The sequence below is a fragment of the Microtetraspora fusca genome (genome assembly GCF_001570365.1).
Taxonomy (GTDB): domain Bacteria; phylum Actinomycetota; class Actinomycetes; order Streptosporangiales; family Streptosporangiaceae; genus Microtetraspora; species Microtetraspora fusca.
In genome coordinates, this window is the sequence record NZ_BBYK01000080.1 from 1 (window position 1) to 15861 (window position 15861).

Genomic DNA, 15861 nt, shown 5'->3' on the forward strand with positions numbered 1-15861 from the left:
TCCTCGCCGATCCGCACCCATTCCGGGCCGTCCACCTTGCGGAACGTCGCCTCGGGGCCGCGGACCGTGCCCTTGACCGTGGCCGCGTACGGGGACTTCGCGCGGGCGTTGCGCAGGGTGAAGTCGCCGGTGACGAAGTGCAGCGGCTCGCTGCTCACGATCTTCAGCTTGGCGGGCGGCGCGAGCCACTCGTAGCCGTCCTTCGCCAGGGCGTAGGCGACGTAGTTACCGGGCTCCAGGCCGTCGGTCGGCAGGGTGGCCGCGCCGGCGGCGGAGGGGATGTAGACCCACTTCAGCGAGGGGCCCACGTACTTCTGGTCCACCGGCCCGTTGCCAGGGTCGTTGTAGAGGCCGATCCAGTTCTTGGCGTCGGGACGCGGCGTGGAGTAGGACAGCTCGATCGGGTTACCGGTCTTCACGCTCGCTGTCCGGAGCGCGAGCGTGCCGTCAGGTGTACCGGCGTGAGCCGGGATGGCGGGCAGGGCCACGGCGACCAGCAGCCCGATGGTCAGGGCCAGAAAACGGGGCATTGAAGACCCTTCTTCGTCAGTCGGTCGAAGTTCGGTGGTTTCCACGGACGCGCGCTCTACGAGCTGAACGTATTCCCGAGGTCCTATCCGCCGGAGAGGGAAACGCTTGGCGTTCTCGCGATCGGTGTTCAACGCCGAAACACTTCCCCAGTGAGAGACGCTCTCCAGCGACCATAAATGTCGGCAAGCGCGCGGATCGCGAGCGGCATCTCACTTTCCGGCGCCCACTGTCATACCCTCCATAATCCGGCTGCCCAGCCAGGTATAAATGATAATGATCGGCAGTACCACGATGACGACACCCGCGAATAGACCGCCCCAATTCGACGTGTACTGCATGGTCTGATATAGGCCAAGCAATGCCTGTGGCAGGGTGTACTTGTCGTTCTCCACGATGAGCATCAGGGCGAGGAGGGTCTCGTTCCACAGGCTGACCACCGTCAGGATGAGCGCGGTGATCAGGCCTGGCTGGGCCAGTGGGAGCATGATTTTGGCGAATGTGCGTAGCCCGCCGGCTCCGTCGAGAGCGGCCGCCTCCTCCATCTCAGGAGGCAGCGTTCGGAAGAAGCCGGTCAGCAGAAATATGCTGAAGGGAAGCGACATGGCCACGTAGATGACGTACAGACTGATGCGGTCGTCCCACCAGCCGAACGTATCGCTGAACATCAGCGATACCTTCTGCGTCAGCACGAAGATGGGAATGATCACGGCCTGGAGTGGTATGCCCATGCCGACGGCGAAGAAGGTGGTCAGCGGCCCGGCCGTACGCGTGTCACGCCGGCCCAGCATGTACGCGGCCGGAGCTGCGAGGGCGATCGTGGTGACTGATGCCGCCGCGACGATGGCGACGGAATTGAGAAAGCCTTCGCCCATCTGCGACACGGTCCATGCGCTCTCATAGTTGCCCCATCGCGGGCTGGCCGGGAGATTGAGCGGTGAGTCGAAGACTTCGCGGCTGTCTTTCAGCGACGTGAACGCGATCCAGGCGAACAGGAAGACGTTGGACGCGGCCCACAGCCACACGAAGCTGCGTGCCGTACGGACCAGCAATTTACTCATCAATACGTCACCGCCTCGCGGCGCATGACCCGCCGTACTAGCACGACCAGAACGACGACCAGCGCTACCATGACGACGCCCATTGCGCTCCCGTAACCCATCTGGTACGCCGGATTACGACCGCCCATTGTCATCACGAACTGGTAGATCGGCACTGTGCGCGCCTGCTCGGGTGGGGCGTCGGTTGTGCCGGTGAAGGCGTAGACGAACTCGAAGATCTTCAGCGAGTTGATGACCCAGAGCACCGCGGAGATGGCGATGACGTCCCAGCTCAGCGGCAGTGTCACATACCACCACTGCTGAAACTTGTTTGCCCCCGCCAGCTGGCTGTCTTCGTAGAAGTAACCCGGGATCCGGTCGGCGCCGGCCATAAGCAGCATGACATAGAAGCCAGTGGTGACCCACACGATGCCGATGAGGATGGTGGCGAACAGGCGGTCCGGCGACAGCCAGGGCTTGGCGAGCGACGAGAGGCCTATTCCTCGCAGCCCGGTGTTGAATAGGCCGTTCGGATCCAGGAGAAGCCCCAGCCCCACACCGATGGCTATCGGCGAAATGATGTAGGGAAGGAACAGCAGCGCCTGCAGGCCCTTGCGAAACCGCATTTCACGGAGAACCGCGCTGATCAGGAAGGCCAGGACAAAGATGACCACGCCGCAGATGACCAGGATCTTCATGGAGTTGCCGAACGCGGTCATGAAAGCGGTATCGTTCCACAGGCGCACGTAGTTTCGCGTACCGACGAACTGCATCTGGTCCCCGGAGCCGCGCCACGACTGGAAGCTGATCCAGAAGCCGGCCAGTGCCGGGCCGAAGAAGAGTGCCAGGTACACCACGAGAGCCGGTGCGATGAATGGCCAGTACAGCTTGCTGCGCTGCCGGCTCAGGGCGCCGACCTGCTTCGACGGGGCCGATCTCCGGGAGGAGCGTGCGGTCTGGGCGGCGGTGGCAGCACCGCCGCTCGCGATGTTGTCGGTCATTTGCGGATCTATCAGCCGTTCTTGTAGAGCTTGATAGTCTCGTCCTTGAGTCGCTTGACGAACCCGCCCGCGTCCAGCTTGCCGTTGAAGAAGTCAGCGTTGGCCTGCTCCCACACGTTGCTCACCCACTGCGGCGCGACGGCGGAGGCGTTGTCACCGGGCAGGAAGAAGTTCGAGCCGGCGGCCACGAACTCCTTCTGGTAGTCGGCGAGCGCGGCCGGGGCGGCAACGTCGGCACGCGGCGTGAGATTCTTGGCCTCGGACGAGATTCCGCCAAGACGATCCTTGTTCATGAAGAACTGAATGAACTTCTTGGCTTCGGCGGCATGCTTGGCATTGGCAGGTATGGCGAAACCGATAACCCCGGCATCAGCGGCGCCGTTACCCTTGCCTCCGGTGACCGAGGGGAAGGGGAATGAGCGGTACTCGAACCCGGGTGCAGCCTGCGGACCGGTCTCACTCGGCGCCCACGTGCCCATGAGCAAGATGTCGGTCGGCGTCTTGCCGGCGGCCCAGTTGTTCTGCTGCGCCGGCCACTTCGTTCCATTGAAGTCCTTGACGATGTAGCCGCCCTTGATCAGCTTCTCGATGTCCTTCGCCGCCGCGAGGAACGCGGGGTCGTCGAACGTCGCGCCGGTCTTGTCCTGGGCGGCCTTGTTGAGCAGGCCGACACCGCCGTGGCGGATGATTGACCAAGTGGTCCAGTAGGCGTCGTAGAACTTGATGTCCCCATCGAGCGCCAGCGGCGTCCGGCCCTTCGCCTTCCGGGTGTCGAGCCAGGCGATGAATTCATCCCAGGTCGCCGGCGGATCGGTGGCCAGGCCGTTGTCGAGGTCGGCGGCGTTGTACCAGATGGTCGAGCCCACGACCTCGTAGGGCACGATGTAGGGCTCACCGTTGCTCGCCTTGTACGTGTTCAGCAGGCCGGCGGGGATCACGTCGCCCACCTTCTTGCTTTCGCCGTCGATGGTCGCGGAGTACACGTCACCGAGGCCCATCACGCCGTCGACCTTCGCGAGGTTGCCGGCGATCGCGCCGCCGTCCTGGTCAGTCAGGTCAGGAGGGTTGCCGGTGTTCAACCTCGCAGCGACGGTCTTGAGCACGTCGCGGCCGCTCCACTGGACTTTGACCTTGATCTTGGTGGTTTTCGTGAACTCGTTGATGGCGGCCTGGAGCACCTTCTGCTGGTCCTCGCCCTGCTTCCACATGGACCAGTAGGTCAGCTCGCCACCCGCATCGGTGGCGGCCCCCTTGCCGCCACAGGCGGCAAGGGGTGCCGTGACCAACATCGTGACCGCGCCGGCGAGGAACAACCGCCGTTGCCGGAAAATCCTCATCGACCTCCTCCTTTCAGTTGAGACAGTCGTCCCACGTGCTGTGGATCCGTTTGGAGGCACGGTGCGGTGTCACCCCATCCGGAAGTCGTAGGGTGCAGGGACGGGGTTTTCTTCACGCACGCGCTGCCACGGCAGTGAAGGATCGATAGCCGCGGCACGGGCCTCGTGGTAGCGAAACCACAGTTCGCCGAGAGAGTCCTCGCCCTCGCGTAGGTCGTCGACGACCAGGCTGGTGTCGGCAATGCGCGTTGCCCGTTCCAGTCGGCCGGCCCCGACCGCGGCCATACATTCGAGCATGCGGATCCGGCCATGTGTGCGCAGCTCGGGGGCGAGCTCGTCAACGAACTTCAGTGCTTCTGAGGGATCGATTTTCAGAAGTGCGTCCAGGGTTTCCACGACAAGCGCGTGCACGAGCGGCACCATTTCGTGTGCTTCGCGAAGCAGGTTCGCCGCCAGGTGGACGTCGCCGGACTGCCGCGCGAGAACGGCCAGATTGCGCAGTGCCCATGGGTTACGTGCGTCGGCCACTGACGACGTCCATGCCGAGAACGCGCCGTCGGCATCGCCGGAGTGGTGGAGCGCGACGCCCAGATGCAGCATTGTTGTCCAGTTCGGGGGAGCCGCCTCCAGGAGCGCCTGCCACGCGGGGCCGACCTGGTAGGACACCGGTGCCTTCGTGGGCGATCCCGCGGTCATCTGACCGGTTTCCAGCAGTTGCAGCCAAGGCTCCTGATCCAAGCCCAGGGTGGAAGCGGCGAAGGGGGTGCCGGGCAGGTCGAGCCGGCGCAGCCGGGACTCCAACGCGCCCCAGCCGGAACCCGCGTAGAGCATTTCGGTGGGTGCCTGGTCGAGGCATCCCTCGATGCCGTCCATGGTGGACCTCGGCAGCATGGCCTCGAGTGCCGCCTCTGGATCGCCGTCCGCACGCAGCAGCCCATAAGCCTCGACCCACGACCAGCTCTCGCCGGCAGGCAGGGGAAGGTGTTCCAGTTGCGTGCGGGCCAGGCCGCCTTGAATCTCCAGATAGGGCAAACCTGGCGGGGACAGCCACTCCTGCCAGCGTCGCCCGCCAGTGCCCTGGCCCCATACGAAAAGCTTCCGTCCAGCCAGCCGGTCTGTTGACGTGTGCACCAGGCCCGAACCGTCCGCCTCGAGTGCGGCGATCCACTTTCTCCTCTCGCGAGGAATATCGAAGAAGTGATCAGTAGCGCGCTCCAACGCGAAGGGATCACCGGTGGGGGCGGTGACATACTCGAGCGTCACGCCGTCATGTCCGCGCCAGGCGTGCGACGCGGGCACCAGCACGCGCATGCCGGGTTGCTCCGGGACGGCGATGTTGGACCACCAGTAAACCGGCACATCGTGCGGATTCGGGTTGAGGATCCTGATCTGAACGAACAAGACCTGTGAGTCGGTCGGGGCCCACACGTCGAGCTGATACACCAGCCCGCGCATCCGTTCCCACTCCCACAACCGGAGCACCTCGGTGCCATCAGGCCGGAGAACCCGAGCGGCGTGTACGGGCGCGCAGGTCAGGGCAGTATGGCCGGTCGTGCCCAGATTCCACTCGACGCCGCCGGCGAACCAGGCGTTCCGAAGAGCCAGGTTCGCCAACTGCACTACGGGGTTGCGGTGCAGCAACTCCCGCCCGGTCGGCTTGTGCACGAGCGACCACATCCGCCCGCCCAGGCCGAGAAGGAACTCGGCCCGCAGGACGTTGTTTTCGACAACCGCGGTAGGGAGTGTCCGGTCGGTCAGGTCCCGGGTGTATCCGTCCTGAACGGTGTACGGCAGCACCGACGCCACCCGCCCGTAGCTCAGGTTGCGAGCCATGGCCTCATCGGCCTCCGCCACCTGCGGGGGAGCGGTGACCAGCTCCGTGGTAACCAGCGGGGGCAGCGGATTGTCGTGGCCCAGATCGGCTGCTGGGATTCTCATGGCCGACAGACGGACCTTGCTCATCGGCCCACCCCAGCGACGGGTCGTCCTGCCGGAGTGACCACAACGGCCGTCGCCAATGTCGCCTTCATTCGCCAACCACCTTCAGATGGGATCGATCGACCCGCCGGAGACGAGGTCCGGTATTCCTCGCTCCCGGACAGGGCAGACTTTTGAAAGTCACATAAATAAGTGCTCGAAGTAAAAGCCGAGACCATGTGCATCGTCAAGAGGCGGCGGCCATGCCGTTACCGATTCGTTCCCGGCGCACCCAAGCGCAGGTCAGGCGCAAGCACCCCGTCGCGCTCGTGGCATTGCACAGGAGAGACCCCGCATGTCGCAGGCGGACGTCACCAGGGATATCTCCGATCTCCGGCCGCATGCGAAGTTGTTGTCCCACGCGTCGCCGGGCCGACAGGCCGACGGGACGCGACGCCGACCGCAACGGCTCGCAGGGCGTGGCAGTGGCCTTGCGGCGTGCATGCGGTCGCTTCAAGCCGTCCAGTGCCCGCAGCTCCTCCTGTATTTTCGTAGGCGCGTACAAATCGCGGGAAGTACCGCAAAGCCCGAGGTAGATGTCAATGGAGAGGGCAGGGTCGTGACCGAGCCGATCCCAAGTGCCGCCCGGGATCAGACGATAGTTCGCCGAGCCAACGAGCTGTCAGTGCTGGCCGTGCTAGGTGATGGGACCCCTCGCGTAATGCGGGAGATCGCCGACCAGACCGGGCTGTCGTGGCGCACAGCGAACGTGGTGACCGAGTCGCTGGAGGCGCACGGCTGGCTGGTCGGCGGCGAGGCCGATACGAACGGGAAACGCCTGGGGAGGCCGGCGCGCCGGTACCGGTTCCGGGCCGACGTCGGTCATGTGGCCGGTATAGACATCGGAGCGCACGCGATCTCCGTCTATGTCGCCGACCTCGCCGGGACAATCGTCGGCAGCCACCGTGTCAAGGTGTCACCGCACGATTCCGCGCCCGACCGACTGGCCGCCGCCGAGGCCGTACTGCGGGCAGCGCTTGCTGCCGCCAAGCTCGACGGGGTCGGCGTGTGGGCCGCGGCGGTGGGAACCACGGGCATCGTCGGCCCGGACGGCAGCGTCACCAAGTCAGTCGTGCTTCCTGGCTGGGTGGGGGTTAACCCCGGCAAGCACCTGGCCGGCATTCTGCGCTGCCCGGTCTCCGTGGCCAACGACGGAAACCTCGCCGTTTTGGCCGAACGCTGGCGTGGACACCGTGCGGACAACATGATCTACCTGCTGACCGGTGTACGGCTGGGGGTCGGGCTCGTCATCGCCGGCCAACTCCACCGCGGCTCGGCCGGCGCCGCCGGCGAAATCGGGGAGATCCGCGAGTTCGGCTGGCACGACGCCGCAGAACGGCTGGCCTCGGCCGCGCACGACCCCACAAGCGATCGCAACCATGCCGCCAAACAGGTGTTCCAGGCCGCACGCGACCACGACGCCACCGCCGTCGCGGCCGTGGAGCAGTTCGCCGCCGATGTAGCCCGCGGGCTGACGGCCATGGCCTTGACGATCGACCCTGACCTGGTGGTACTCGGCGGCGGCTTCGCCTACGCCGCCGATCTGCTCCTCCCTCTCCTCGGTGAACGGCTGGCCCGCAGTTGCCCCCACAGTCCACGCCTGGAGGTCTCACAGCTGGGAGAGGAGTCGGTGGGCTTCGGCGCGGTCCGGCTGGCCCTGGACACCGTTAAGCAGCGCATAACGGCACTGGACAGCGGCACCCAGCTGACGCCGGCCGCGATACGGATGGCCCCTTGACAACCTGGCGGACCCGCCTCTTTACTCAAGGCACTTATTTATGTGCCTCCGAAAAATAGAGGAGGGTTCATGCCAGGTTTAGGCCGGATTCTGGTGGCCTTCAGTACCGCCATCGCGACCACAGCGGTCGTCGTGGCGACGCCGGCGGCTGCGTCGGCAGCACCCCCGCTTCCCCCGGACACCACGTACACCGTCACGACGGGGGCCTCAGGCCGCAACCAGTACGTCAGCGACTCCCCGGCGTCGCTGTTCATCGACAAGGACGGCACCTTCTACACCCAGCAGTCCGCGGCCCTGTACGGCCCGAACGACCCGCGACACTGGGACTTCTTCACCGGCACGAATCTGGACGACGCATCACGATCGTCAGCGATCAGCGATGCCGTGAACCCGGCCAACAGCCTGGACCGCAACAACAACACGACATGGCGCTGCAACAACAGCCCGACGGGCCTCATCGCCACCATTCCCCCGGGGAGCACGCTCCAGAAGAACTACTGCGATCTCATCGGGACCTGGGTCGATCCGGACACCGGTGACTGGATCGGTCTGGTGCACAACGAGTTCACCATGGGCCCGTTCCGCGACGGGATGCACTACGACTCGATCGACTACGCCGTCTCGACCGACCAGGGGAGAACCTGGGAGATCAAGGGCCACGCGATCACCTCGCCGTACAGCACGAACCGAGGTGACACGGCGGCGTTCCCGAACCAGACGTACTACTACGGGGGCGGCGACCAGCGCCTGTTCGTCGATGCGGCATCCGGCTACTTTTACGTCTACTACGGTTCCCAGATCATCAACAAACCCGGCGGTTCCGGCAACTGGAACATGCGGCACGAACATGTGGCCAGAGCCCCGATATCGGGCAAGATGGCGACCGGAACCTGGCAAAAGTGGTACGACGGGGCCTGGATCGAGCCGGGCGTCGGCGGCAAGGAAAGCAACATCGTCCCGGTGACGTCGTCGAATCCCAACGGCTACACCCCCGTCGCCGACGAATACGACCCGGCCACCACCGGCTACATCGACGAACAGGTAGCCGCAGGCGAAATGCCCGGCCAGTCGCCACTGCTGTACATGAGCGTCACCTACAACGCCTACCTGGGTTTGTACCTCGCCGCAGCCAACCCGATCAACCCGAACGATTCCCGGCATGCCGAGCCGCTGTTCGTGACCGATGATCTCTCGACGCAGAAGTGGCGCCAGATCGGCGACACCGGAGACATCACCTACGGCGACTACTGGTATCACTGGTTCGCCGATTCGGGAAGCAAGGCCAGCGGGACGATCGTGGGTCGCACCTATCGGGAATACTGCGACTACAACTGCCCGAGCGGCAGGGCGGAATGGCGCAACATCACCGTCGACACCTCCAGCCCGGCCGCGCCGGTCGACCCAAGCCTGACGTACCAGATCACCGGCAACGGCAGGACTCTCGCCCAGGTATCCGGCTCGTCGGCGACCACTTCCCTGTCCCCAGCCAACGGCTCCCCCCTGAAAACCTGGTCGTTCCACCCCAACGGGGACGGGTCGTACACAATCATCAACGCCGGCACGGGGCACGCCCTCGGAGTCGACTCCACCACCACAGCCTCCCGCGCATGGGGGACCCAGCCCACCGCTACCCCTGTGAACTGGAGTGTCGGACAGCAGTGGTTCATCGTCGAGAACACGTCACCATCCAAGTCGTACCGGCTCGTCAACCGGTACAGCGGTCTCGTTCTCGGTATGTCGTCGGATTCCAACCGCCTGGCCGAGACCACCCCGCCGCGGTCCTGGACGGATACGACTGGCAATCCTGTGGGCGGCGCCCGCACGGCGGCCGAGCAGACGCTGAAGCTCAAGCCAGTCGGGCAAGCTCCCAATCTGGCGTTGGACAAGCCGGCCACGGCGCAGAGCAGTGAGCCCGGCGCCACCCCGGACCGGGCCGTCGACTCGAACTCGGAAACCTACTGGGCTGCGGGGCCGCTTCCGCAGTGGTGGCAGGTCGACCTGCAAGGCATTTACGACCTGAGCAACGTCGCCATCACCAACTACGTGCACGGCTCGCGTTTCTACCACTACGACATTCAGGCCAGCACCGACGGCACCACCTGGACCACAATCGCAACCAAGAACGGCGATACTCGGGCCACCAAAAAGGGTGACAGCTACGCCGTCAATGCGACTGCCCGGTATCTGCGGGTCAACATGACGTCCAATTCCGCCGGTTCCAGCGGACACATCACCAACTTCGCGGTCTACGGACTGCCGGCACCCAGTCTGGCGTTGGACAAGCCGGCCACGGCGCAGAGCAGTGAGCCCGGCGCCACTCCAGACCGGGCCGTCGACTCGAACTCGGAAACCTACTGGGCCGCCGGGTCGCTTCCGCAGTGGTGGCAGGTCGACCTGCAAGACGTCTACGACCTGAGCAACGTCGCCATCACCAACTACGCGGACGGCTCGCGTTTCTACCACTACGAAATCCAGGCCAGCACCGACGGCACCACCTGGACCACAATCGCAACCAAGAACGACGATAAAGCGGCCACCAGCACCGGTGACATCTACACCGTCAATGCGACTGCCCGCTATCTGCGGGTCAACATGACGTCCAATTCCGCCGGTTCCAACGGACACATCACCAACTTCACCGTCTACGGACAACCGGCACCCAATCTGGCACTGGACAAGCCGGCCACGGCCCAGAGCAGCGAGCCCGGAGCCACCCCAGACCGAGCCGTCGACTCGAACACAGGGTCCTACTGGGGCGCCGGGCCGCTTCCGCAGTGGTGGCAGGTCGACCTGCAAGACGTCTACGACCTGAGCAACGTCACCATCACCAACTACGTGGACGGCCGTTTCTACCACTACAACATCCAGGCCAGCACCGACGGCACCACCTGGACCACAATCGCAACCAAGAACAACAACGCGCCGGCCACCAGCACCGGTGACAGCTACACCGTCAATGCGACCGCCCGCTATCTGCGGGTCAACATGACCTTCAACTCCGCCAACCCCAGCGGACACATCACCAACTTCACCGTCAACGGGAGGAAGCACCTCTAGGTTGTCCCCTGATGACGGCTAGGAATGTGAACCAAGGCGGCCTGATCCCCCTCGGGGCGGGATCGGGCCGCCCATCCCTGAAAATCGACACAGCGCCTCGCGCACGGGATCGCTCGTCCGCCCATGAGATCCTGCCGATGAGTCCACCGAACCTGGCGCATCCTCAGAAGAGCCGGACGGACCCCGTCGCCCTGGCCGGAGTCCACATCACGAGAACCGGCAGCACGGGTCTGTCCAATCACGCCACGAGACCGGCTCGGCAGAGTCCTCCGCGAGTACTCAAATGCCGCTTGAGCTGCATGAATGGAATTCTCGGCAGGCGTAAGGCCCGCGCCGGACTCTTAGATCAGCAGGCCGAGCTGGGTGGCGAGCCGGGTGACCGCTACCCGGTTCGGCGCGCCGGTCTTGGTCAGTACGTGTTCGATGTGGGTGGCGACAGTGCGCGGGGTGATGTGAAGGGCACGGGCGATCTCGGCGTTGGTCCGCCCGCGGGAGACCGCGTCGAGGACTTCGAGCTCGCGCAAGGTGAGGCCGAACGGCGCCGCGGCCGGGCGATGCAGGACGACGACGCCGTGGGTGTCGCCGTCGAGGGTGACGGTGAACAACCGGGTGCCGGTGAGCACGAGCAGGCGGCGCGGCGGCTGCCGTCCGGCGAGGGCGGCGTCGAGCACCGGGCGCAGCGGTGACCCGGTGGCGGTGAGGTCAGGGCAGGCGTTGGCGGAGAGTGCGGTCACACCGGCGCAGGTGACGAGTAGACCTTCGGCGTCACCGCCCGCCAGCGCGCGTGTGGGCGGGCTGGCCGCCGGGATCGGGTCGAGCATGTCGCCGAGGTCGTCGGCGAGGAGTTCGAGCATGGTGACCGCGTCGTCGTCGGGATGGCCGCGGGTGAGGGTGCTTGCGTTGAGCATCCCCAGGTAACGACCGTCGCGAGCGAACAGGCACTGCGTCAGACCGTCGGCGAACCCGAGTGGGTCGATTACGGCGTCGAAGACCGGGCCGCGGCGGCGGGGCCGGGGGATGTCCCGCACCCGCAGCGGGCCCCGATCGCGGCGTACCTGCGCGTACAGCGGATCGGCGTGCATCCGGTGGTCCATGAAGCGCAGCGCGTCGGGCGGATATCCGACGGCGGCCACGGTGGCATGCCGGCCGGTGAGCGGGTCCCAGCGGGCGAGCGCGGCGCAGTCGTAGGGCAGCACCCCGCGCAGCGCCTCGAGTGCCGCGCGGCCGATGCCCGGCGACGTCGCGGTCCGACCGGCGCGCCGGATGAAGCCGCGCAGTTCGCGGGCGGCCCGCAGCCGCCCCGATGTGTCCGGCATCACGCGAACACCGTATGGGCCCGCACGAGCCCGATACAAGACGGATACGCGTCACGCCTCGGTCGATCTGCCGACGCCCGCGACCTGCCGTGTTTCTAGAGTCGCCACCGCCCGGTGGCCCTGCCGGGCTCGTTTTCCGAGGAGGAAACATGCGGGTCGACGAGTATGCGTCGTACGACGCGACGGGGCTGGCAGACCTGATCCGCCAGGGGCAGGTGAAGCCCGAGGAGGTGCACGCGGCAGCGGGTGCCGCGCTGGACGCGGTCCAGCCGCGGCTCAACGCGATGGTCGGGGCCAGGTTCGACGCACCGCTCGACCACGCCGACGACGGCCCTTTCGGTGGAGTGCCCTTCGCGATCAAGGATCTCGTCCTGCACGCGGCCGGGGTGCCGCAGCGGGCCGGCTCCCGGTTGCTCGGCGGCGGTGTGCCGATGCCTGCCGACACCTACCTGATGGCACGGTTCCGCGCGGCCGGGCTGGCGACCATGGGCGTGACGGCGACCCCCGAGCTGGGGTTCAACGCCAGCACCGAGCCGGTGGCCACCGGCCCGGTGCGCAATCCGTGGGACCTGACCCGCAGCGCGGGCGGGTCCAGCGGCGGATCCGCCGCCCTGGTCGCCGCCCGGGCCCTGCCCGTGGCACACGCCAACGACGGCGGCGGCTCGATCCGCATCCCCGCCGGCTGCTGTGGGCTGGTCGGGCTCAAACCCACCCGCGGCCGCATCACGGTCGGGCCCGACTACGCCGACCCGCTGCTCGGGCTGGGCATCGAGTTCGCGGTCACCCGCACCGTACGCGACTGTGCGCGGCTGCTCGACGCGGTGTACGGCGCGGAACCCGGTGACCGCTACCTGCTGCCGGATCCACGGCGACCGTTCGCCGACGAGGTCAAGGCGGGGAGCCGGCCCTTGCGGATCGCGTTCACCACGACGCCGATGTCCGGCCACGGAGAAGTCGATCTGCAGTGCGTCGACGCCGTGCGCCGGGTCGCCGGCCAGCTTGAGTCGATGGGCCACACTGTGGTCGAGGCCGCCCCGGCGATCGACTCGGACGCTTTCGACGACGCCAACTTCATCGCCTGGACCAGCTTCCTCGCCGACAGTGTGGACCAGATCGCCGCCGTACTGGGCGCCACCCCCGGCCCGGACACCCTGGAGGCGACCACCCTGGCCTGCGCCGAGCACGGCCGGGACCTGCGCGCGCAGGATCTCCATGCCGCCGACCGGGTGTTCAACATGACCACGCGTTCGTTCGCGGCGTTCTTCGGCGAGTACGACGTGCTGCTCACCCCGACCACCTGCGCGCCCAACGCTCCCCTCGGCCACCTCGACGCCAATGCGCCCGACCTCGGCGCGCGCGGCTGGTACGACCGGATCTTCACCTTCGCCGGGTTCACCGCGTGGGCCAATGTGACCGGTATGCCGGCGATCTCGCTGCCCCTCGCGACCTCGGCCGAAGGCTGGCCGATCGGGGTGCAGCTCGGCGCGGGGCAGGCCCAGGAGGCGACGCTGCTCGGCCTGGCCGCGGACCTGGAGCGGGCCCTGCCCTGGGCCCATCGCAGGCCGGCCGTCACGGTGGGGTGACTACGGCACCAGCCTGCCGGGCCGGGGTTCGGGCAAACCGACGAGCTGTTCGCCGATCCGGCCACCGTCATCGGTGGCCGTGAGCGAGGTGCTGTCATTCGAGCACAGCAGCGGGGGACAGCGGCCCTGTGCGGCCGGCGAGCGGCTCTCGCCGGCTCCGCCCATGATCGCCGTATCCGGGCGGTGAGGACGTCCACGTCGGCGCACCCCTGGCGGCCGGTGACCACCGCCAGGGGGAGCCGTCCGCAGTAGAAGAGCGCGGACGGACGTGCTCGCCAAGGACCAGATGGTCCTCGGCCCGGGTGGCGACCTCTGCGCCGATCTCCGCTTCGACGCCGAGTTCCTCGCGGAACATCGCCGACGGAGTAGCAGCCCTGGACGTACCTCACGCGCTCTACGAAGGCGACCGGCCGCACTGCGGCTCCTGGTAAAAGGAGATGGCCCGGGTGGACACAGCGCTCACCACAAAGCGCACGGACGGCGGCCCGCAGGGTTGCTGATCAGCTGTTCTCACAACGATCGAGAGCGTGGACCGCAGGTGGCTCCATCGTGCGCAGTCGTGTGAAGGGCACAGCTGAGGCGAGCGTGAGAGCGATCGCTCCCACGAGCAAAAGGGCGAACCAGGCGCCAGAACTGTCGATGACGATTCCAGCTGCCGCGGATGCCACCGATGCGCCGAGGTTTACGGAGGTGTTGATCCATGTCGACGCTTCCGTCCGGCTGGTTTCCGGAACGATGGTGTCGGCGATGAGGTACCCGGTGATGAGAGACGGAGCGAGGAACAGGCCGACGAGCGCGAGGCCCGCAGCGAAGAGACCGAGTGTGTTCAACTGCGACACCAGCACCGCGGCGAGCCCCATGCTGACGCACAGGGCGAACAGTCTCTTGCCGACTCCTGCCTTGAGGTTCAGCTGCCCATAGAGAAAGCCTCCGAGAGCACTTCCGCCGGCGAAGGCTGCCAGGAGCCAGCCCGAAGCTGAGACAGCATCATGGTGCGCAGCGGCTGCCGGCGCTGCGATCTCCGCGACGCCAAGTACACCACCGACGCCTAGGAGGACGATCAATACCCTTGCGAAACCTGGCCGGCGCAGCGGGCGATCACCTCGCGCGACGCCCCCTCCTGTTCCGCGAAGCGCCCCCGACGACGCGCTGGACGTCATCGCTGCGGTGCCGAGGAAAACGGCTGCCGCGGTCACCCAGAGCCCGGTGCTGGGAGAACTGGCGACAATGACCACGGTGATGGCGACGGGGCCGGCGACGAAAAGGAGCTCTTCGCACACCGCGTCGATGCTGAAGGCTTTTGTTCGCTGGTCACCGGCCGTCGTGAGCGACGCCCAGATCATTCGCATCGCCGCCCCCAGAGGCGGCGATGCCAGGCCGATCACCACGCTGAAAATGAGGAACCAGATATCCGCAATTCCCTCGGCTTCTGTGATGAGCGCGAGAGCGATGAACCCTGAGGCTTGGCCTGACGCCATGGCGGTGAGCGCGATTCGTTGACCGAATCGATCGATGGCCCGGGCGCGCCAGGGGGCGGCGATGACGTTGGCGATTCCGAACGCCGCTGTTGCGAAACCGGCTTGCGTGTACGACCCCGTACTGTCCTGGACGGCGAGGAGGAGGGCAAGACCGCCCATCGCGAGAGCGGACCGACCGATAAGGGCGGGGAGGAAGGCGCGAAGCGCGCCAGGAAGGAGAAGCACTGCGAGCACGAAGAAGCTCCGATGATGTGCGACCGGCGTCATATCGCGGCCGGCAGAGTCTGACGGTTATCGAAATCCGGAGGGCATGACAGGCCGCACCCTCAACGGATCAGAACCTGGGCGGGAGAAACCCAGGACCGTCAGATGAACATCACAATGAGCACGCGGAGACCTTAGCAGGTTCCGGACTCTGCGCTGAGTGACGTTTTCTCAGCGAAATGATCTATGTGAAGCGGTATGAACCACTCCATGCGTGAGCAGGCAGGACGGACCGGGCCTGGCCGTGGACAGATGTAAAGCCCTGGTACGAACAAGATCATATCTGCCACCGCATGAGCGCGGACGCGTCCACTGCCCGGCCCGCGACGCCGGTGTCTCCCAGGCCACGGCTACCGCTACCTGCACGAAGGCGTCGACGTCCTCGCCGCCCAGGGCCCGGTCCTGCACGAGGTTCTGGACCGAATCGACGCCGAGGTGACCCTCACGTCGATGTGGGCGACCGGCGACCGGCGACCCGGTCCGGTCCTTCGGATCACGCGGTGGCAGCTCGTACACCACCTCGGTGGACGTGACCGAAGGCG

9 protein-coding genes and 2 pseudogenes are annotated in these 15861 nt (G+C 66.3%); 4 read left to right on the forward strand and 7 right to left on the reverse strand.

Annotation, left to right across the window (positions count from 1 at the left end):
- From AWQ68_RS36660 to AWQ68_RS36680, 5 genes and pseudogenes are all read right to left on the reverse strand, one after another.
- A pseudogene (locus AWQ68_RS36660) lies at positions 1–530 on the reverse strand (endonuclease/exonuclease/phosphatase family protein); the annotation flags it as partial.
- 210 nt (positions 531–740) lie between these two features.
- The gene (locus AWQ68_RS36665; RefSeq protein ID WP_218007200.1) at positions 741–1589 is read right to left on the reverse strand and encodes a carbohydrate ABC transporter permease; all 849 of its coding nucleotides are present in this window, start codon (positions 1587–1589) and stop codon (positions 741–743) included.
- Positions 1589–2569 carry a carbohydrate ABC transporter permease gene (locus AWQ68_RS36670; protein ID WP_066950222.1) on the reverse strand — a complete coding sequence of 327 codons (981 nt, stop codon included), beginning with the start codon at positions 2567–2569 and terminating at the stop codon, positions 1589–1591. The genes AWQ68_RS36665 and AWQ68_RS36670 overlap by 1 nt, the downstream gene beginning before the upstream one ends.
- A gap of 11 nt (positions 2570–2580) precedes the next feature.
- Positions 2581–3906, reverse strand: a complete 1326-nt coding sequence (locus tag AWQ68_RS36675) for an ABC transporter substrate-binding protein (RefSeq protein WP_084464811.1) — start codon at positions 3904–3906, stop codon at positions 2581–2583.
- Positions 3907–3975: 69 nt separating this feature from the next.
- A complete protein-coding gene (locus AWQ68_RS36680) occupies positions 3976–5868 on the reverse strand; it encodes a tetratricopeptide repeat protein (RefSeq protein ID WP_066950227.1) in 1893 nt (630 codons plus the stop codon).
- A gap of 676 nt (positions 5869–6544) precedes the next feature.
- Between AWQ68_RS36680 and AWQ68_RS36685 the strand changes: the two genes are divergently transcribed.
- Positions 6545–7621 carry an ROK family protein gene (locus AWQ68_RS36685; protein WP_169809056.1) on the forward strand — a complete coding sequence of 359 codons (1077 nt, stop codon included), beginning with the start codon at positions 6545–6547 and terminating at the stop codon, positions 7619–7621.
- Between the two features lie 69 nt (positions 7622–7690).
- A complete protein-coding gene (locus AWQ68_RS36690; protein WP_084464813.1) occupies positions 7691–10678 on the forward strand; it encodes a galactose-binding domain-containing protein in 2988 nt (995 codons plus the stop codon).
- Between the two features lie 341 nt (positions 10679–11019).
- Here the strand turns inward: AWQ68_RS36690 and AWQ68_RS45450 are convergent, their stop codons facing one another.
- Entirely contained in the window at positions 11020–11994 is a 975-nt protein-coding gene (locus tag AWQ68_RS45450; RefSeq protein ID WP_066950235.1) for a LuxR C-terminal-related transcriptional regulator, read from the reverse strand.
- Between the two features lie 149 nt (positions 11995–12143).
- Here AWQ68_RS45450 and AWQ68_RS36700 point away from each other — a divergent pair, with 149 nt between their 5' ends.
- A complete protein-coding gene (locus AWQ68_RS36700) occupies positions 12144–13577 on the forward strand; it encodes an amidase (protein WP_066950238.1) in 1434 nt (477 codons plus the stop codon).
- 500 nt (positions 13578–14077) lie between these two features.
- Here AWQ68_RS36700 and AWQ68_RS36705 read toward each other — a convergent pair whose 3' ends face one another.
- On the reverse strand, positions 14078–15214 hold the full coding sequence (locus AWQ68_RS36705) for an MFS transporter (RefSeq protein WP_218007201.1): 1137 nt from the start codon (positions 15212–15214) through the stop codon (positions 14078–14080).
- A 424-nt stretch (positions 15215–15638) separates the two neighbouring features.
- On the opposite strand from AWQ68_RS36705, the pseudogene AWQ68_RS43170 reads away from it, so the two are divergent.
- Positions 15639–15736, forward strand: a pseudogene (locus tag AWQ68_RS43170) (IS5/IS1182 family transposase); the annotation flags it as partial.
- Positions 15737–15861: the final 125 nt, after the last annotated feature.

Bases quoted from the DNA above. Each gene is read 5' to 3' on its own strand.
- AWQ68_RS36665 (WP_218007200.1), bottom strand. From the start codon at position 1,589: ATGAGTAAATTGCTGGTCCGTACGGCACGCAGCTTCGTGTGGCTGTGG.
- AWQ68_RS36670 (WP_066950222.1), bottom strand. From the start codon at position 2,569: ATGACCGACAACATCGCGAGCGGCGGTGCTGCCACCGCCGCCCAGACC.
- AWQ68_RS36675 (WP_084464811.1), bottom strand. From the start codon at position 3,906: ATGAGGATTTTCCGGCAACGGCGGTTGTTCCTCGCCGGCGCGGTCACG.
- AWQ68_RS36680 (WP_066950227.1), bottom strand. From the start codon at position 5,868: ATGAGCAAGGTCCGTCTGTCGGCCATGAGAATCCCAGCAGCCGATCTG.
- AWQ68_RS36685 (WP_169809056.1), top strand. From the start codon at position 6,545: ATGCGGGAGATCGCCGACCAGACCGGGCTGTCGTGGCGCACAGCGAAC.
- AWQ68_RS36690 (WP_084464813.1), top strand. From the start codon at position 7,691: ATGCCAGGTTTAGGCCGGATTCTGGTGGCCTTCAGTACCGCCATCGCG.
- AWQ68_RS45450 (WP_066950235.1), bottom strand. From the start codon at position 11,994: ATGCCGGACACATCGGGGCGGCTGCGGGCCGCCCGCGAACTGCGCGGC.
- AWQ68_RS36700 (WP_066950238.1), top strand. From the start codon at position 12,144: ATGCGGGTCGACGAGTATGCGTCGTACGACGCGACGGGGCTGGCAGAC.
- AWQ68_RS36705 (WP_218007201.1), bottom strand. From the start codon at position 15,214: ATGGGCGGTCTTGCCCTCCTCCTCGCCGTCCAGGACAGTACGGGGTCG.